This window comes from Desulfosoma caldarium, from assembly GCF_003751385.1.
Lineage (GTDB): Bacteria > Desulfobacterota > Syntrophobacteria > Syntrophobacterales > DSM-9756 > Desulfosoma > Desulfosoma caldarium.
The window spans coordinates 410820-429742 of record NZ_RJVA01000012.1 but is presented as its reverse complement, the minus strand read 5'-3'; the positions used below and the strand labels follow the sequence as shown (position 1 = coordinate 429742).

15 protein-coding genes are annotated in these 18923 nt (G+C 57.1%); 10 read left to right on the top strand and 5 right to left on the bottom strand.

Annotated features, from left to right (window positions below; all coding sequences use genetic code 11):
- Nucleotides 1–279 precede the first annotated feature (279 nt).
- Both EDC27_RS10095 and EDC27_RS10090 read right to left on the bottom strand, forming a co-directional pair.
- Nucleotides 280–636, bottom strand: a complete 357-nt coding sequence (locus EDC27_RS10095) for a hypothetical protein (protein WP_123290482.1) — start codon at nt 634–636, stop codon at nt 280–282.
- Nucleotides 637–646: 10 nt separating this feature from the next.
- Entirely contained in the window at nt 647–1000 is a 354-nt protein-coding gene (locus EDC27_RS10090) for a carboxypeptidase regulatory-like domain-containing protein (protein ID WP_123290481.1), read from the bottom strand.
- A gap of 484 nt (nt 1001–1484) precedes the next feature.
- Here EDC27_RS10090 and EDC27_RS10085 point away from each other — a divergent pair, with 484 nt between their 5' ends.
- Nucleotides 1485–3017 (top strand): hybrid sensor histidine kinase/response regulator, encoded by a 1533-nt coding sequence (locus EDC27_RS10085; protein WP_123290480.1) that lies wholly within the window; start codon nt 1485–1487, stop codon nt 3015–3017.
- Between the two features lie 31 nt (nt 3018–3048).
- On the opposite strand, the gene EDC27_RS16025 is transcribed toward EDC27_RS10085, so the two are convergent.
- Nucleotides 3049–4374: a HEAT repeat domain-containing protein gene (locus tag EDC27_RS16025; RefSeq protein ID WP_170161744.1), complete on the bottom strand. Its 1326-nt coding sequence runs from the start codon at nt 4372–4374 to the stop codon at nt 3049–3051.
- A 71-nt stretch (nt 4375–4445) separates the two neighbouring features.
- Nucleotides 4446–5000 (bottom strand): shikimate kinase, encoded by a 555-nt coding sequence (locus tag EDC27_RS10075; RefSeq protein WP_123290479.1) that lies wholly within the window; start codon nt 4998–5000, stop codon nt 4446–4448.
- A 336-nt stretch (nt 5001–5336) separates the two neighbouring features.
- Here EDC27_RS10075 and aroQ point away from each other — a divergent pair, with 336 nt between their 5' ends.
- The 3 genes from aroQ (at nt 5337) to EDC27_RS10060 (ending at nt 7741) form a co-directional block, all read left to right on the top strand.
- The gene (gene aroQ / locus EDC27_RS10070) at nt 5337–5792 is read left to right on the top strand and encodes a type II 3-dehydroquinate dehydratase (protein WP_123290478.1); all 456 of its coding nucleotides are present in this window, start codon (nt 5337–5339) and stop codon (nt 5790–5792) included.
- Nucleotides 5793–5982: 190 nt separating this feature from the next.
- Nucleotides 5983–6771 carry a lysophospholipid acyltransferase family protein gene (locus EDC27_RS10065; protein WP_123290477.1) on the top strand — a complete coding sequence of 263 codons (789 nt, stop codon included), beginning with the start codon at nt 5983–5985 and terminating at the stop codon, nt 6769–6771.
- Nucleotides 6740–7741, top strand: a complete 1002-nt coding sequence (locus EDC27_RS10060) for a beta-ketoacyl-ACP synthase III (protein ID WP_123290476.1) — start codon at nt 6740–6742, stop codon at nt 7739–7741. Before EDC27_RS10065 ends, EDC27_RS10060 begins: the two co-directional genes overlap by 32 nt.
- Nucleotides 7742–7863: 122 nt before the next feature.
- On the opposite strand, the gene EDC27_RS10055 is transcribed toward EDC27_RS10060, so the two are convergent.
- Entirely contained in the window at nt 7864–10746 is a 2883-nt protein-coding gene (locus EDC27_RS10055) for a PEP/pyruvate-binding domain-containing protein (RefSeq protein WP_170161743.1), read from the bottom strand.
- Between the two features lie 57 nt (nt 10747–10803).
- Here EDC27_RS10055 and EDC27_RS10050 point away from each other — a divergent pair, with 57 nt between their 5' ends.
- The 6 genes from EDC27_RS10050 (at nt 10804) to EDC27_RS10025 (ending at nt 18918) form a co-directional block, all read left to right on the top strand.
- Nucleotides 10804–11775, top strand: coding sequence for a 4Fe-4S dicluster domain-containing protein (locus EDC27_RS10050; RefSeq protein ID WP_123290474.1), 972 nt, complete (start codon nt 10804–10806; stop codon nt 11773–11775).
- Nucleotides 11772–13937: a hydrogenase iron-sulfur subunit gene (locus EDC27_RS16785; protein WP_170161742.1), complete on the top strand. Its 2166-nt coding sequence runs from the start codon at nt 11772–11774 to the stop codon at nt 13935–13937. Before EDC27_RS10050 ends, EDC27_RS16785 begins: the two co-directional genes overlap by 4 nt.
- A 69-nt stretch (nt 13938–14006) precedes the next feature.
- Nucleotides 14007–15773, top strand: a complete 1767-nt coding sequence (locus EDC27_RS10040) for a 4Fe-4S binding protein (RefSeq protein ID WP_123290472.1) — start codon at nt 14007–14009, stop codon at nt 15771–15773.
- Nucleotides 15770–17047 (top strand): hypothetical protein, encoded by a 1278-nt coding sequence (locus tag EDC27_RS10035; RefSeq protein WP_123290471.1) that lies wholly within the window; start codon nt 15770–15772, stop codon nt 17045–17047. Before EDC27_RS10040 ends, EDC27_RS10035 begins: the two co-directional genes overlap by 4 nt.
- A gap of 13 nt (nt 17048–17060) precedes the next feature.
- Complete coding sequence (locus tag EDC27_RS10030) at nt 17061–18422, top strand: amidohydrolase family protein (protein WP_211334859.1); 1362 nt, start codon at nt 17061–17063, stop codon at nt 18420–18422.
- 46 nt (nt 18423–18468) lie between these two features.
- The gene (locus tag EDC27_RS10025; protein ID WP_123290470.1) at nt 18469–18918 is read left to right on the top strand and encodes a (Fe-S)-binding protein; all 450 of its coding nucleotides are present in this window, start codon (nt 18469–18471) and stop codon (nt 18916–18918) included.
- The last annotated feature ends 5 nt before the right edge of the window (nt 18919–18923 follow it).

Below are 18923 nucleotides of genomic sequence, written 5' to 3'. Positions count from 1 at the left end.
TGCGGCCCCACGCTGTGCTTGGGCGCCTGCCTGATAGATTTAAGAGAAAACTCCTATCGCGGCGTGCGCCGCTCCTCCAGGTTTTGCTGCTGGTGTGCGCCGCTCTTACGAGATCCATGACCTTAGACGTTGGATCCCGCCACTCGCGCGAAAGCGCGAGTCCACACGCCACGCGAGACCAGCCGGATTCTTAGACCTTGCGCATGGTCACTCCCGCGAAAGCGGGAGTCCATAATGGCTCCACACGTTTCAATTCCCTCCTACCCTTTGGTGAAGGTCCTAGGAGGTTCTGGAATGACGTAACCTGCGCGCCTGCATATAGTAAGCGACGCCGAAAATGCCCAAAATATAGCCGATCCCCCCAAGAATGTCCTTGAAGTCCGGCTCCTGCATGGCCGCCTTCAGGGCGGCCATCTCCCTTTTCATGGCGCGCAATTCCTGGCTCATTTCCCTTTGTTGCGCCTGCAGCGCATGAAGGAGCTGAATCACATCCTGTGCTTGCGAGGCATTCTCGGAAGGATCCGCGGGCTTTATCTCCTGAGCCTCCAAACCGGCCGTGGCCGACTGCTGGCCATAGGTCATTGCCCCTGCCAGGCCAAAACAGAGGATAACCAATCCAAGTAGGCCTTTTGCCATCACCGTCCCCTCACATCTCGGTTTTCTTCAGCGTAAACACCGCTCGATGACCCATGGAGGCGTTGAGTTCGAGGGTAAGGTCCGATTTTTCCGACGGCACGGCGAATTGGGCCTTGCCTTGAGCATCTGTGGTTCCTTCAAAGACCTGAGTGCCCTTGGCATCCGTGACGCGAAGTTTTCCCTTGACAACAGGGGATCCGTCGGGAAAGTAGCTTTCCACATACACGGTTCCGCCCTCCGCGTAGGCAAAAAGGTTGACCTTATGCCCCCAGGCAACAACCGGCAGGCATGCGGTCAGGGCTATCAAGATACAGCAGGCGGCCAGGATCGTTTCAAGCCTTGAATTCCGTTGTGCCGTAAGCATCGCTTTCCCCCTTTCGTCCACTTTCGGCCGAGATTTCGATCATTGACCCATGTTAGACCTGAGACGAACAATTCCTGTTCGAAGCTCCGTTGGCGCGACGTTGTGGGGCGAGTCCTTGCCCGTAACACAAAAGGCCGAACGTCCACCACCAGACGCCGGCCTTCGTGACCGCTTTCCAAGAGTGCGACCAATGCTTTTGAACCTACAACTTTGGGCTTCAGCCCAAGAATTCCGAATTCGTTCGGAACCCTTAACATGAAGCATCCTAATTCCAAGAACAAGCGTCGTCAAGATCGCCGAACGGACCCGCGCCAGGCACACATCGTTGGTTTCGATTCCTTCGTTGCCATAGGAAACAGGGCAGCGTTTTTTCGAAGGCTTAACCCTTGAAAGCTTAAAAAATGTTTGCGTTTCTGACCTAGCTTCTATATAGGGGCGCCAGTTAGAAGTGTGAAACTTTTCTTGTGCACGAGGTGTGCACCCCATGAAAGAAAAGCTTTCGAATCCCCTTGCAGGGAAGGATTCGGAGTTTCTGCAGCTCCTACGCGAAGCCGTTTTTTTTGTGGATTCTCAAGGACATATTGTCTATGCCAATCCGTCGGCTTGCCTTCTTGTGGGTTATGATGAAGAGCACCTCTGCCGAGCGCATGTGAGCCTTTTTCTGCGCCCTCAGGATGTGGGGCGCGCTTTGGGGGAAGCTTCGGAGCAGTCCAAAAGGCCGACGCGGCGTGGGGAGTACCACTTGGCGCGCGCCAATGGGACCTCGATATGGGTGGAAATGAGTGCCGTGGCGTTTCCTTCGAGCCCTCAGGGTCTCATGGTCTGGATTATGAGGGACGTCACGGCGTGCAAGGCACTGGAAGCGGACATCGCGAAACGTACCAAACTGGAAGCCGTGTCCACCATGGCCAGCGGCATCGCCCACGATTGGAACAACATTTTGTCCATCATACTTGGCAATCTGGATCTGGCGCTCAGCAAATGCCGCCCGGAAGATCCCATCACGCCCATGCTGCGCAGCGCCAACGCGGCGGCTTTGGAAGCGCGGGAACTCATCTTTAAATTTTTGTGCTTTGCGCGAAGCGCCGTTCAGGAAAGAACGACGATTCATGCCGGCTCTTTGGCCGAGGAGGTCTGTCGAACGACTTTGGCTGGAAAACCGGTGACGGGCCAGGTGATGTATGACAACGGCCTGTGGAGCCTCAAAGGGGATCCACAGCTCCTGCGTACCCTTTTGGCAAACGTGCTGGACAATGCGCGAGCCGCAAGCCCCGTGGGCGGACGTATTCTCGTGCGTTTGAAGAACACCCACGTGAACTCCGACGATCCTTTGTGCTCGCAGCTTAATCCAGGACCCTATCTTCGCATCGACATTCAGGACGAAGGGCCCGGAATTCCTTCGGAGATTTTGGATCGCGTCTTTGACCCGTATTTTTCCACCAAACCGCGCGGTACACAAAAGGGCATGGGCATGGGTCTTGCCGTGGCCTGGGGCATCGTCCAGAGCCACGGCGGGCACATTGCCATCACGTCGCGAGATCAGGTGGGCAGTAGGGTCACCATCTATTTACCCGCGGTTCCCGACTCGAGACCGCTTGCGGCGGGTCTGACCGAAATGGAAGGGCCTCTACGGGCCAAGATTCTGGTCATGGACGATGAACCCATGCTGCGTCAACTGGCCGAAGACGTCATGGAATATCTGGGATACCAATGTGAAACAGCGCGGCATGGCAAGGAGGCCGTCGCCAAGTACAAGCAGGCCATGGACGCGGGAGAACCCTATGATCTGGTGATCTTGGACCTCACCGTGAAAGGGGGCCTGGGCGCGATTCCGACCATGGCGCAACTCCTGGCCGTGGACCCCAAAGTAAAGGCGGTCGTCTACACGGGATATTCCGGGGATCCCATTCTTGAAAACTACAAGCTTTACGGCTTTCAGGGAGCCTTGCCCAAACCGTACGCCGTCAAGGACATGGCTGACCTGATCCGCCGGGTTTTGGGAAAGAGAGAGCATTGAGATCGACGCCCCCCATCTTTTCGCCGCCCCTTCACACGGACCCGCGCTCCATGTTCTGCACCAGGTCTTGAATGGCTCCCTGAATCTTGCTGAGCTCCCCGAGCCTGGCCTTGGCCTTTTCAAGGTATGGCAAGGCCGCGGGGTTTTTTTGCCGCCCAAGGGCTTGCGCCGCCCAGTTCACCACATAGGGGCTCTGGTGTTCCGTCATGCGCGCCAAAATCTGAAAGCTCTCTTCCGTGTGCACAGCACCCAACACCATGAGCAGGCCGGTTTTCAGTTCGTCAAAGGCTGTGTTTTCCATAAGGGTCTTTTCAATGACGGCGACGGCCGCTTCCCCAATCTCTTCTAGATACTTCAAACACATTTGCGAAAAGTAGGGAAACCGAAACATGGACAGTTCGGCCAAAAGCCGCGCCGATGCCTCGTGTCCTGAAGTATGGATCAGTTCCGGTACAAACAGGCTGGCCCAGGAAAAATTGTAGCACAGAGGCAGAAGATACGGGACGGCGGCCGGGCCTTCCTTATGAATCTCCTCAACGACGGCGGCCAGGGCGGTTCGGCGCACCTCAAAGCCGGTCGTGTCCTTTTGAGGGAATCTCCTGAGGTCGTTGGCGACTTTGAGTCGGAAGACACGCTGCCTGAGCCGGTTGTTGTCGTCGGTGGGGAATTCCTTGGCGTAGGCGCGGGCTCTTTGAGCGATCCACAACTTTTCGAGCCACGTGCTGGGCGAGTAGAAATGCACCAACTGCGCCCGCTCCAACCCTTCCCTCTTATGGTAGCCGTTTTCCTGAAAGAAGTCTTTTTCTTCCACGGCTACCTGATAGCGGGTGCGGGCTCGGTAAAAAGCGGCGTCGTAGTCTCCCTGCCCCAAGCAGGCAGCCACGACGATGTCATGCAGCCGATCATCTTCCGGAAATTTTTCTAAGCGCTGTTCGGCCAGTTTTCGAGCCTTGCCGTAGGATTCTTTCATAAGGGCCTGAAAGCCCTTGGTGATGTCTTCCTGAAGTTTTTCCCTTTGCTGAAGGCGCTTCTCGAGCTTGTGCAGTTCTTCTTTGGGTAAGGTCTTGCGCGCTTCGTCGTGAAGAGCCATGCAGCATTTCTTGTATTTTTTCCCGGAACCACAAGGGCAGGGATCGTTTCGGCCCACTTTGCGCACGATAAATTCATCCGCCAGCGCCATTTGACGCCGGGAGATCTTGTAGTCGGTGATAAGCTTGTCCAGGTCTTGCTCTCGAAGGCCGTAGCGCGCGCAGACCGTTTCGCGGCTCACCCCTTGAAAAATATCGTACACAGGCTGCCAAGGGCTTGGGGTCGGTTCCGCGGAACCGGAGGACGGGGAGGGCAGTTTTTCGGTCATAGAGACGATCCTTTCAGCAAAGGGCTATCCACGTTTTTCAGCTTCAGGGCCGAAGCAGGCCATGTCTACCATCAGGAAACGGTTCTGTCAAAATCGGCCGAGACTTCATAACTTTGAAGAATCTTTCGCGCAAGATCTTCCAGACGCAAGGTTTCCACGTCGAGCACTAGATGCGCGGACGCCGCGTACCAAGGGTTTCTTTGCTGAAGCACTTCCGCGGTCTCCTGGACGACGGACCGGCCCGTAAGCGAGGGTCTTTGAGCCGTCGTCTTATCATCCATGGCGAGGCGATGGCAGAGAGTTTCCAGACGGCAGCGAAGCCAAACGGTGAAGAAGTCTTTCTGCAATCTTTTTCGATTGATCTCGCTTTCCACGACGCCGCCTCCCGTAGCCACCACAATGTGGGTTTGTCGAGAAAGTCTTTCCAGAAGCTGAGCTTCTTCGTGACGAAACCTTTCCCACCCGAACCGCTCGACCCAGGCGGCGATGGAATCGCCAAAGGAGCGCGTTAGTTCCTCGTCCATATCCACGAAGACCCAATCCAAAAACCCAGCCAGGACAGGGCCAAGTGTGCTTTTACCGGAAGCTCGAAAACCGATCAGGGCAAGGCGTTGGGGCACAGCCATGAACCATTTTCCCCTTCGCGACCTGAGTCTTTTTACCGTGTTCGCCTCTTAGCACGAATCCCCAAAGACCTGCACAGACAAGGTCGTAAAGAACGTGCCCGAGCAGGCACCGTCGACAAGCCGCACGAATAGCAAGAGCACCTCACGCCGTGCGGCGCTTCATGGAAAGCAACCCCAAAGGTCGTCATCCGGCACGTTCCTAGGATGTTTTTGGCCCTATGGCAAGTCATTCCCGTTTCCCTGCCTTAAAAAAACATTAGGCACAGAGGTTGAGCCTGGGCTAGAAAAAGGGCGAGAAACACACCCAGGCACGAGACAACAAGGAGACCTCAGAGCATGAAGAAGGTTTTGGTGCTCCACGGTGTCAATCTCAACATGTTTGGCCGAAGAAATGCTCGCCATTACGGCACATGCACGCTTGCAGAAATCGATCGCGCCTTGGTGGAGCTGGGAGCAGCACTAGGGGTGCATGTGGAGACGTTTCAAACCAACCAGGAAGGGGATCTGGTTGAACGCATTCACGCGGCGTTGGACGATGGCACCGACGCCATTGTGATCAATGCGGGGGCTTGGACCCATTACAGCTACGCCCTGAGAGACGCCTTGGAAATACTCTCCATTCCCGTCGTGGAAGTGCACATGTCCCACATCGAGGCACGGGAACCGTTTCGTCAGCAGTCGGTCTTGGCCCCTGTGGTCAGCGGGTGCATTTCGGGCTTTGGCCTTCAGAGCTATCTTCTAGGGCTTCGAGCCGCCGTGAGCTTGTTGGCACGGGATGAAACGGCGCCTTGACGCCGCCTTTCGCATTGGACTAGGAGGCTGACGGAGAAGGCGCTTTCTGCTTGATGGTGGAGGAACGCCCAAAGGCGCGGAAAATTTTCGCAGTGCGCCGGTTGTCCAAAACAATTCTCGGACAGGGTCCTGAGCCCTTGGGTGAGGCCAAAGGGTTCGCTCTGTGTGGCATAAAACAAGATGTGACCCCATGAAGAGTTGGTCGCCTGACCATCCGCTGCTGCGACATCTTCCTTGCTGGGGAGCGTCGCTCCTTTCGGCCTGGCATCGCACGTGCCGGTTTCACGTCGTGGGAAAGGCCCATCTTCACGCCGCGCTGAATCGGGATCCTCCCGGTCTTTTGACCACGTGGCACTTTGCCTTTCCTTCGGTGCTCTATTTTTTTCGGCACGTGAACGGAATCCTCATGGTCAGCCGATCCCAAGACGGGGAATGGGCCGCTAGGCTAGCCCATTGCCTGGGTTTTCAGACCGTTCGAGGATCTTCGCACCGTGGAGGGGCCGAAGCTCTGCGTGCCATGCTGCGAAAGATTCAAGACGGTTACCCTGCGGGACTCATTGCCGACGGTTCCCAGGGCCCGCCGCTTCGCGCCCAAAAAGGCATCGTGTGGCTCGCTTCCGTCACCGGACTTCCTCTAGTGCCCTTGAGCCTGGCCGCCGATGCGGCCTGGCGCCTGCCCAGCTGGGACCGGACTCTGCTTCCTAAACCTTTTGCGCGCCTTGTCATTGCCGCGGGTAACCCCATTCATGTGCCGCGCCGCACAGCCGGTCAAGACTTGGAACCCTTTCGACGTCTGTTGGAAACCCGTTTGCATGGGCTAACCGAGCTTGCCCAGGAGTGCGTGTCGCGCGCCGAGGTGCTTGCAGCGGTGCCTCGAGGCGGTGGATGGGCTGAAGGGTTTCACAACCACGGCCTGGTGCCAGAACGCGACAAAGAAAGGAGGGGCTATGATCCGCAGCGCCATTGCCGGCATCGGTAGCTACGTTCCGCCGAAAGTGGTTACCAACGACGACCTGGCGCAGATGATGACCACCAGCGATGAATGGATTCAGACTCGAACGGGCATTCGAGAACGTCGCTACGCCGACGAAGGGATCAAGTGCTCGGATCTGGCTCTGGAAGCCTGCCGCAGAGCCCTTGACGACGCGCAGATGACGCCGGCGGACATCGATTTTCTCATTCTTGCCACCCTCAGCCCCGATCACCACTTTCCCGGCACGGCGTGTTACCTGCAGCCCAAACTGGGCACGGGCCCCATCGGTTGTTTGGATGTGCGCAATCAGTGCACCGGATTCCTGTATTCGCTGACGGTTGCCGACGCCCTGATTCGCGCCGGTATTTACCGTAACATATTGATCGTCGGCTCGGAAGTTCACAGCAGCGCTTTGGACTTTTCTGACCGAGGTCGCGATGTGACCGTGCTGTTTGGAGACGGTGCCGCTGCCGTGGTGCTTTCCCCCTCCCCTTCTTCGGACCGCGGTGTTCTGTACACGGAACTCCATGCCGACGGCCGCTTCGCCCGCGCTCTGTGCATGGATATCTGGGACATTTCAAAAAAGCCCTACCTTTCCGAAAAAACCGCAGCCAGCGCAGACATTTGGCCTCAAATGGATGGCAAAACCGTTTTCAAGCATGCGGTGACGCGCCTGTGCGAGGTCATTCAACACACTCTCGACGTCAACGGCCTCAAGGGCGACGACATCAAGTACGTCATTCCCCACCAGGCCAACATGCGCATCAATCAAATGGTGGCCCAAAGGCTTGGATTTCCCGAGGAGAAGTTTCTTCACAACATGCAGCGCTACGGCAACACCACGGCAGCTAGCATTCCTTTGCTCTTGGATGAAACCTACCGAAACGGCATGCTTCAAGCCGGAGACATGCTGCTTCTGGCGGCTTTTGGATCCGGGTTCACGTGGGGAACCGCCGTGGTGCGCTGGTCGCGTTAAAAATCGACGGAGGTTTTAGAGCGACATAGGAGCGGTCCTCTCAGAACGTGTCTAGGCTGCCGGCATCTATGGCAGCCTTGTTCGAGAGGGGCAAGGGTTTAGGCATGGTGGAAGATGGCTTTTCAGGTGGATAAATCTTCCAGGCAGGTCGCGGTTTGGGCTTCGATGCCGAGAAATTCCTTGAGCCCGGACACGACGCTTCGTAGGTCTCGAGCCTTCATGCGGATTCCTACGGCCGCAATGACGGAATGGCGCCGGTACGGGTCCACTTCGAACTGCCATGGCCGGACAATCGACCCCATGCCCTTGGCTTTCAGGAAGGCCTGAAATTCCTGGACCTGCCGGCACAGTCTTTCGTACTCGTTCCGGCCATAGACGACCCCGTCGAATTCCCCAAAAGAACACCGACCAAAGGCAATCACATAGAGGGGCTCTTGACCGGCATCGTCCTCGGATTTTTCGCGCATGATGCGAAATTCGGGATAAGGTGCAAATCCAGGATCCACATGATAGAGGTCCACGAATTCCCCTTCGGCCACGGCGCTTTGAAGGGTCATCGGACAGCCGTGTTTGGTTTGATCCAGATAGGTCCGCAAATACCGACACACCACATTGAAGTCTTCATCGGGAATGGCCAACCCGATGCTCACAATCCGCGCATGCCCTTGCCCCAAAGGCGGTTCCCCTTGAATGATCCGCAATTTTTTTCTTAATCGTGGGTTGATTTGCTCCAGATAGGACAAAAAATGGCGCGCCAGGACTTCCTTTTCCGCATACTTCATGAGGCCCGGATTGACCTGTACGCTGTCCAGATCCTGATCATATTCGAAATTACTGGCAAAGATCAGGTAGTAGTAATGGGGCACGCGCATGAGATGAAACCCTTCGGCTTCAAACTCCTTGACCACGCTCATGGTCCTGTTTTTGATAAAGATGTCCCGAATCACATCCCCTTCGGTTTCACCGCGTTCCATGGCCTTGGCTACCATGATCTCGTGAATCCAGTGGGTGCGCCACGTGGTACAGAGCATGAGGGCTCTGAGGATTTTCAGCACCTCTTCGCCCAGCCGGTGTCCTCGATACACCAGGGGAGGCCCCAGGTCGAACTGATCCACTCGGACGTCTTTGAGGGCCAAGGTGCGTTCACGGTCCCTTTCGGGAATGTAGGCCAGGTAGGTTCCAAAGGCGTGCATGAGTTCCTTTTCGGAAACGGTCGGGTCCCCCTCCTTGATGCGCGTTTCCAAGCGTTGATAGTGGGCCAGCTCCAGTTCCATCTGATAATGAATATCTAGCAGAGACTCATAGTCCAGGTTGTGATAGCCGGCTTGATCGAATTGCTCCCGTAGGTATTCCCAGTCCACGTAGAGTTTTTTTCGGATTTTTCGATCCATCAAAAAATCGTGGGATTCCGTAAAGCCCACGATGCCGCGTTCACCGTCCACAAAGATGTCGCGGCCCATGTAGGCGGCCAGGGTGCATTCGGGATTGAGTTCGATGCGGTCTTCATCCACCAGAAGCAGAGGGCGCCCGTGCACATCCGTCACATTGATGAGGTAAGGTTTGCTGTAGGCCACGGCGGAGACGGCTTCATGGCCGGTGACGTTGCCGTCGCAGCGAATGATGCCCCGCACGTTGGGATGATTGACGGCCAGATCCGTTTCTCCGTAGGGTCTTTTGCGAAGCATGATCACCTGTCGGCCTTGGCGGGCCAGTTCCAAAGCCTCTTCCGTTCCAAAAACCAAGGTGCCGTGATCCGCCGTGTCCGTGATGGGCTCCCCCACGGCCAGCACCCGATAGTCTCGAAAGCCTTCGCGAAGCATTTTTTCCGGCTGTTCCAGGGCCGTGTTGATAATGAGCGAAGCCATTTGGATGGTGGTTTTTCCTTCGTCCACCAAGTCCCACATGGCACGGGCCGTGGCGGAAAAGGTCATGCGTAAAGGACGGCGCTGCAGGATGTAGAGCTTGCGATCCTCCACGGTAAATTCCACATCAAGAGGCCTTTTGGCCCGAGTTTCCAGGCGATCTCGAACGAGCATGAGCAGCTCGTAGACGTCAGGAAAGCGCTCTTGCAAATCTTTTCTGTGCAGGAGTTCCTTGCGAAGTTTTCCCGACACGATCTTGTCGCATTGTACCTTGGGCGCCCACTCGATGAGCGGTGCGGCCGCTCCGGTTCTCGGGTTGCGCGTGAACAGAACGCCCCCCAGGCACCCATGGTCGTCACGATTCCCAAAAACCATACTTTGCACAATCACCGCCGTGCCCATGTCATCCGGAACCTTGGGACTTCGGCTGAGCCGCGCTTCCACGGCCGTTTCGGCCATCCAGGAATGGAACACGCTTTCAATGGCCGCTCGAAGTTGCCGCAGGGGATCCGGTTCCATTGGAGGCGCCGATCCTTCCACAGGGGATTGGAGCAGGACTTTCTTGTAGGCGTCAATCAGGGGAAAAAGGTCATCCACAGGCACGGACCCCTCATCGCCCACGTGGAATTTTTGCAACACTTCAAAAAAGCGTTCGTAAGGAATTCCCAACACCACTTCGCCGTACATGCGCAGAGCTTCCAGGTAGGTTCCCAACAGAAAGCCTTCATCTTCCCCAGCTTCGATCAAAGCGGTCACGATTTCGTCGTTCAGTCCCACGTTAAGGATCGTGCTGATGGCCCCAGGCAAGGACACGGGAGCGCCGCCGCGCACTGCGACAATCAAAGGCATGCGGCCGCTGGTGTCGCCATAACGGCGCCCCACGCGCCGTTCCAAGTCGGCAAGGGCCATGGTCACGGCCACAAACAATCCGTCCGGCAGGCATCCACCGTTGTCGTGAAAAGCACGCCAGGCGTCGGTGGTCAGAATGAATCCGTCGGGAACGGAGATGCGGTGTTCCATTCCAGGAAAATCCGATCGAAGATTTTGAAAATCTTCCACCAGTTTGGCTCCCTTAGCCCCCAGTTTGTCGATCTGGGAAGGGTCCGCCTTTTCAAAAGAAACCACCATGGTCTCGTAGGGCATGAAAAACTCCTTGACTTCGGACCAGATAGAACCGAAGAGCTCAATGCTCTTCATTTGATGCCACAGCTATGCTACAAAGAAAAGGAATGTGAATTTTTTCGAGTGCCCACTCTTCTGGCGGAACGCACACACGAGCGCATGAAACTCGAAGACGCACACCGCATCGACTATACCGTTCGTTTTTATCATGTGACGCTGTCTTTGCACATCGACCGGGAGCGCTGTATTCGATGCGACCTCTGCTCCCTGGCCTGCCCTCGAGAAGCCTTGCGGATCGATGCGGATGAGCACGGCCTGCAGATTTATCTGGATCATCATCGATGTGTTCTATGTGAAGTCTGTTCTTATGTGTGTCCCGTGTCGGCCGTGTCGCTGCGTTACAAAGATCATGACAAAGAGCTCCTGCGCCGTTCCGACGGTTTGCCTTCTTTGCCGGAAAAGCTCTGCGTCCACGTTGATCGTTGCCCCCACCGCTGTGAGGTTTTGGAACAAGAAGAAGACCATTGGTGCCGTCAGCAGCGCCGCCTGGTGGAAAATCGCCAAGGGGAATGCCCCAAGTATTGCTTTCGGTGTGTGCAGAACTGCCCTCGAGGCGTGTATCGGGAAACGCACACGGGCACATCACCCGATGGCACTCTCTGCCTGCGCTGTGAACAGTGCCAGGACCTATGCCCTTACGGTTCCATCGAGGTACAGCCTCTTTTTCGTGGCACCGTGTTCTTGGATTCCAATCGATGCCCGGAAGATTGCAGGCGCTGTATCGATGTGTGTCCGGTCAAGGTCATTGAGCGCCGTGAAGGACGTGTCACGCTTCTTCGAGACACCTGCGCCCTGTGTGGGGCGTGTGCCAATGTGTGCCATCGAGACGCCGTGCGCGTGGTGCGTGAGGCCGTGCTCGTGTCACACGAGACCGCAAGCCCCTTGTGGGACCGAATCCGAGACGCTCTCACAAGCGCCCTGAACCCTGAGCGCGACGCGACGGAATCCGCACCGGATTGTTCGTCCACGGCATGGTCAAACATTCCATGAGTGCCATCGGTGTCTATATCTGCCATTGCGGCCACAACATTGCGGGAGTCCTCGACGTGGAGGCTCTGCGCGAGCGCGTGTGCGATGTTGTTGACGTGGCGGTGGTCAAGACCCACGTGTTTTGTTGTTCCGAACCGGGCCAAAAGGAGATTCAGGAGGACATAGCCAACCACGGTTTGGAAAGAGTCTTGGTGGCGGCATGTTCGCCGAGGCTTCACGAAGTGACCTTTCGACGGACGATCGCCCACGCCGGCCTCAACCCTTATTTACTGGAAATGGCCAATATTCGGGAACAGTGTTCCTGGGTTCATCGCGGTCCCGAAGCTTTGGAAAAAGCCTTGGACCTGATCTTAATGGGCGTGGCTCGGCTTTCTCGGCTCATTCCTCTTTCAGACCGTGAAGTGCCGGTCACGCGACGTGGACTGGTTATCGGCGGCGGCGTCGGAGGTATGAGCGCCGCTCTGGAACTGGCGGACTGCGGTATTCCAGTGATTTTGGTCGAAAAGAGCGAAAGGCTGGGCGGCCACGCTGCACGTTGGCGAATAAGCCCCCCCGAAACTGACCCCCTTTCGTGTTTTGTTCGGCCTTTGATCACGCGTTCGCTGTGCCATCCTCGCATTCGCGTCCTTGAAGGCTGCACCGTAGAAGATGTTCGAGGCTACGTGGGGCATTTTACCGTCTCCTTGCGGAAAACCGACGGCATGGAGCGCTTCACTGAGGACGTGGGGGCCATCGTCGTGGCCACCGGCTTTGAACCCTACGAGCCGCACGTATCTCGTTACCCTTTTGTGGTCCTGCCCCACGTGCTGACTTCGGTACAGCTGGAAGAGATGTTCTCTGCAAAGGCCCGCGATTCAGGAGTCTTGCCTTCAGCCCTTCAAGGGGTGCGCTCCGTTGCTTTTCTTCAGTGTGTGGGATCCCGCCTGGAAGACGAGTATCCCCATTGCTCGCGCATCTGCTGCGCCGTGACCTTGAAACAAGCCCTGGCCCTCCGTGCCCTGGGCCTGGAGGTTCGAGTCTTTCACCGAGATATTCGACTCTACGACAAGAGCCAGGAAGAAGCGCTTTACGGACTGGCTCGGCGGTCCGGCGTCCTGTTTCATCGCGGCACAGTCACGGCGGTCGAGCCTCACGTATCGGGAAGGCTTCTCGTGGCGTGGCATGATGAGTTTCTTGGGGAAGATTTTCGGGTTCCCGTCGATCGATTGGTCTGTGCGGTGGGACTGCGGCCTCGTTCCGATGCTGAATCCCTGCGCACGACTCTTCGCCTGGCCTCAAGCCCGGACGGATTTTTGCTGGAATCTCACCCGAAACTGCATCCTTTGGAATCGGCCGTGGAAGGCGTATTCTTGGGGGGGTCTTGCCAAGGCCCCAAGGACGTTCGAGAAACCGTGGCGGCCTCTATGGGCGCCGCCGCCAAGGCTTATGAACTTTTGTGTCAGGATGTTCTACGATTGGACGGCATGATCGCCGTCATCGACCAGGACCGATGCATAGGCTGCGGTGTGTGCGCCACCGAATGCCCTTACCAGGCGGTGTCCTTGCAGGAAGACGCGCAAGGAAATCTGAAAGCTTTTGTGGAAACGGCGGCGTGTAAAGGCTGCGGTGTGTGCGCCGGGGCCTGTCCCTCAGAGGCGGCCGACCATTTGGGGTACTCGACCGAGGCTCTTAAAGCTGTTGTCGATGCGGCGCTGGCCCACAATCCGGAAGAAAAGATTCTGGCCCTGTGCTGCCATTGGTGCGCCTATGCCGGTGCCGATGCCGCCGGCGTTTCGCGCCTGCCCTACCCTGCCAACGTGCGCATTGTTCGCGTGCCCTGTTCGGGCCGTGTCAGTGTCTCCCTGGTGCTCCATGCTTTCGCCCAAGGTGCGGGCCGTGTCGTGGTAGCCGGCTGCCATCCTCCAGGGGACTGCCATTACATTTCAGGAAACCTGCGTTTTGAGAGCCGCATTCCACGGATTCGAAAAGCCCTGGCCAAGAAAGGCTATGATCCGAATCGCTTTGTCTGTCAGTGGATTTCAGCAACGGAGGGCCCTCAGTTTCAGCAGTTGATTCGACGTCTGGCCGAGGAGATGGCCTTCGATGTGACGGATTCGCACCATCAGGCGACCGAGAGCGGCACCGCACCCATTGAGGCGACAGGTCAGGAAAACACCCATTAAACGCGTGGAGATAGGCTCTGCGATGTCTTTTGAAAAAAGACGGAACAGCGTGGCGGAAATGGATATTCCATGAGCGGATCAGCCGGCAAGAGTTTCAATGAAATCCATGACCGAGATTTCGGGGTTCAGATTGTGCTGTGCCGCTGTCCGGAAAGACACGGGCATTTGGACCTGGATCTCGTCGCTCGGCAATTGCGCGCCGATGGCTTTGCGGTACGCGTCGTGGACACGCTGTGTGACCGCCAGAGCTTCCTCCAAGACGTCGTGACGCCCTTGAGAGAGCACCGAAAACGGCTCATTCTCGGAGCCTGTTCTTATTCTTTGATCGGCGACCTTTTGGAACAGACTTTGGGAGCCGAAGCGAATCTGTCCTGGAGCTTGATCGACCTCAAAGAAACCCGCGACGCACCGGCTCTTTGCGGCGCTATTCAAGCGCGCCTTCGGGCTGTGGAACAGGCCGCCTCGTCGCGAGGATCGGCGTTTCGTGGGCACGGCAACGCCCGCTCTTTGTTTCGCCCCCTTGGCGACAAGGCTCCTCGACGTGTTTTGGTGGTGGGCGGCGGCGTGGGAGGCTGTCAAGCGGCTTTGGACCTTGCCGGGATGAACATTCCGGTCACCGTGGTGGAAGCGGAGGATTCTTTGGGCGGCGCCATGGCTCGACTGGATAAAACCTTTCCCACGCTGGACTGTTCCATCTGCATTCTGGGACCTCGTCTCGTCGACACGGCGTCCCATCCCAACATCACCGTCTGGGCTTCCAGTCGAGTCCGAAGAATCAGCGGGCGCCCTGGTCATTTTCTGGCAGAAATCGAACATCGCCCACGCTACGTGGACATGACGCTGTGTTCGGGATGCGGTGCGTGTGCCGAAGTGTGCCCTGTCATTGTGCCCAGTGCTTGGAACGCCGGCCTTCGGCCTCGAAAAGCTATCGGGATCGTCTTTGAGCAGGCGGTCCCTTTGCGCGCCGCCATCGAAAAAGCCTATTGCATCGAGTGCGGCTTGTGCGTGAAGGCATGTGAACGGGAAGCCATACGCCTGGACGAGAAACCTCGAATCAGCCGCCTTCATGCGGCAGCCATCATCCTTTCGGAAGGGGCACGCCTTTTCGACGCGGCCCGCCTCGGCTCCTACGGATACGGTCGTTTTCCGGAAGTGCTCACTAACATGGAATTCGAACGCCTGGTGTGCGCCACGGGGCCCACCCAAGGCGCTCTGATCACCCCTTCCGGGTCGAGACCCACATCGGTGGCTTTCATTCAATGCGCCGGTTCTCGAAACCACCGATTCCTTCCCTATTGTTCCGTGACGTGTTGCACGGCAAGTATCAAGGAAGCCATGCTCGTCCTCGAACATGAACCGAACGCGCACGTGACCATTTTTTTCAACGACATTCGCACGGCGGGCAAGAGCTTTGAAAGCCTTCTGGTGCGGGCTCGCGAACGGGGTGTGCGTTTCGTGAAAGCCCTTCCGGACCGCGTGGAACGGACGCAAGCCCACGGACCGTTGACGGTGCATTATCGAACGGCCTTGGACCCTGAAAGCCAAACCCTCGAAGCCGATTTGGTGGTTTTGGCCTTGGGGGTCCAGGCACCCAACGCGGATTCACGATGGGTTATGCGTTTGGCGCCGCAAAGAGATCGTGATGGGTTTTACCGGGAAGCTTTCTATTGGGGAGGCCAGATTCACAGCACGGTTCCCGGCATCTTTCTTGTGGGAGGATGCCACGGCCCCAGGGATATCACGCAAACCGTCACCGAAGCGTCTGCGGCGGCGGTGCAGGCCGCCAAATGGCTGCGGCACATCACCAGGGAGCCGAAAATGAGCGACACGCCATGACGGAAAGAGCCGTTTTTTCTTCTCTCGTGTGCTGCGGGTGCAGTTGCCTGTGCGACGACATCGATGTCGTGGTGGAAAACGGCCGCGTCGTGGAAACCATGAATGCGTGCGCCTGGGGAGCCGCTCGGTTTTTGGGATGGAAAAAATTTAGTGTGTCCATCCCTCGAGCTCGCTGTGGCACCTATCGAAGGCTGGGCTCTCATCGCCGTCAGGCCATAAAGAGGCAGGAAGCCATCGCCGAATGTCGTGATCATCTGTTTCATGCGCAGCGCGTGGTGGTCTACGGGTTGAGCCAGATGTCCGTGGAAGCCTTGGCCCTTCTCATGCAAGGGCTCCGCGGGTACCAAACGCTGTGGATTCCATCGGACGGCCTTGTTTTGGAAGCCTTTGTGAACCTTTATCGCCGGCACTCACCGCCGACGACCACTCTGGAATGCGTTCGCAACCACGCGGACTTCGTGCTCTTTTGGGGAGCCAACCCCTTGCGAAGTACCCCCAGACTTCTTGCTCGCTATGCCCTTTTTCCACGGGGACGATTCACCGAAAGGGGGGCGGAAGATCGTGCGGGGTGGACCGTGGACATTCAAAGCACGGAAATGGCTCGCGTCACCAAGCTGCTGTCGATTTCCCAGGATGGGGAAACGACCTTTCTTCGGGCTTTACACCAAGCGAGTCTCGGCCAGCCTGTGGGCTCGATGGCGGGCATTCCTTCTAAAGATGTGACGGCCTTGCTCAAGGATCTGGAAAGGTGTCGGTATCGTGTGTTTTTTTTGGGTCGAGGGCCTTTGTTTCACGCGCACGGTGCGGCTGTCCTGGAGGGCCTGGCCTCCTGGGTGGAAGATTTAGGCGCGTCAGCGCCCACGTTTCTTTTGCCCTTACCGACCGATTTCAATAGTGGGGGGGTTTTGCTTACTTTCTTGAGTTGCGCCGGCTTGGCTAACCCTTTGTGGCACCTTCAAGGTGACCTACACGGTTGGAATCCGAAGCCCGGCGATGTGCTGTTGGCCTTGTCCGGCGACTGTTTCTGGTTTCTGACGGAAGAGCAAAGGCAGGCCGTTCGGCAACACCGCATTCCTGTTTTGGCTGTTTCCGCCTACGAGACCATGACCACGGCCGAAGCCGATGTGGTGGTCTCCGTAGGGCTGCAGGGTTTGGATGCTTCCGGTTCCGCTGTTCGAATGGACGGGGTGTCGCTTTACATAGAAAAGCTGTGGGACCGCGATCTGCCCTCGGATAAAGACATGATGCAGGACCTGTTTGATCTATCGCCATGAAGGATAGAGCCCCTTGAAAACACGGATCCTTCAATCCGGCACCGTCTATGATATCGCTCTGGGCTGTGAAGGAAAAATTCAAGACATTGCCCTGTGCGGGGACAGAATCATTCCGCTGGACCAGGTATCCCATGTGGACGAAGTGGTGGACGCTTCAGGTCTGGTGGTGACGGCGGCTGCGCTGGATTGCGCCGCTCATGTGGCCTTTCCCGGCGTGTGGTCTCTACGGGCTAGAGGGCTCTTTCCCGACGCCGAGACCCTAGCTCTTCGGTATGCTCAAAGAGGCTTCGGCCACGTTCACGAAAGTTGGGTCACGGTGGAACACGCGGGCCTGGCGCATAACGCGTGGGCTCAGCTCTCGCCCCTCAATGTCTCCATCGGGCTGTGTCTACCCCTCTATGATCTCACGCCATGGATCGAAGCCCAGGACGCGCAAAGCGTGGGCCGCGCCATGGATCATGTGTGCCGTGCTCTGGGTTTGCGAGGACTGTATCTTCCCGAACCCCGGCTTCGGTTTCGAAACGAAGTCTATAAACATCGGGAAAAATCGGCTAAGGAGCTCCTTCCCTTTCTTCGTATTGCCTGTGCATCCCTTTCGGGGCCTTTCATGATGCCCGCAAAGGCCCTTCTCGAGGAAGAAGCGGATATCACGATATCCGGGTTTCATGGGCAGCGGATCGCGGCGTGCTTGGACCAGGAACACCTTTCAGCGTCTGAGACCGTCTCCCGGCTTGTTCAGTCCGGCATGCAAGGGGATCTCGGCCTCTCGTGGCCGGAGAAGGGTGTTCAGCTAACGTGGGGCGATGAGTTCTCCGGCATCCAAGGATTCGTCTGGGACGTGGGAACGTTCGTGTTTCTTCAGGCCAAACCTTTGCCGGAAAAAGATTTTCAAAGCGACGAGGTTGCCTTGGCCCTTATGGCTCATGCCATGGAAAAGGGGTGGGCTTTTTCGTGTCGCCAAGCCAACCTGGCGCTCGTCCAGGATTGGAAAGCGCTGGTCCATGCCGTTTTGAAGTGCTGGACCGTGCGGGAGTGGCTGGCGGCCACGCGAGTCCATGCGGCCAAGGCCTTGGGATTGGCCGACAGAGGGCACCTATGCCCCGGCGCTCAAGCCGATGTTGCCTTATATCCACAGCCGGAAGACGACACACCGGCCGGCTGGGCTCAAACTTTCAGCCAGTGCCAGCGGCTTTACGTGAAGGGAAGACTGGTTTATGACGCCTCCCTTGGGCATCGCATGCTTCGATCCGAGCTTGAATCAAAAAAAGGCCCAGAACAAACAGAGATGGACCAGGGGTTGTTGCATCCTATTTTCGAGGGACTGAGTTTGCGCCCACAAACTTTAATCCGTTTGGTTGCACGGCATGGATCATGAGCGCTTTGTGTAAAGGCGACCGAAAAGCCCGCGGGATCGTAGGTTCATGAAGCAAAAAATTCTTGAACACCTTCCCAAAACGGACTGCCAAATGTGCGGCATGACCTGCGCCGACTTTGCCGCCTTTCTTCTGTCGGGGGACTTGACCCCTCAGGAGTGTCCGGTGCTTCAGGAAGACGCCTACGCGACCCAAAGGGAAGCTTTGGCCGAGATTTTGGCGAGCCTGGCGGCTCGAGCTAAATCGGGGCATCTGATTGACCCCGACAAGTGCAGCGGCTGCGGCATCTGCCTCATTGTGTGCGAATACAATGCCGCCAATGACCCGGAAAGTCGTCAAGGCAAGGGTCCTTATTCGACGGCCAAAGTCGTGCTGCGCATCGTCAACGGTCGGGTCATGCTGGCCGACGAGACCTTGTGTACTCGATTGTTACAGGCTGCGGACAAGTGCACCAAATGTCAGGATCATTGCCCGACGCAGGCCATTGTCTTGGTGTGAAGGGG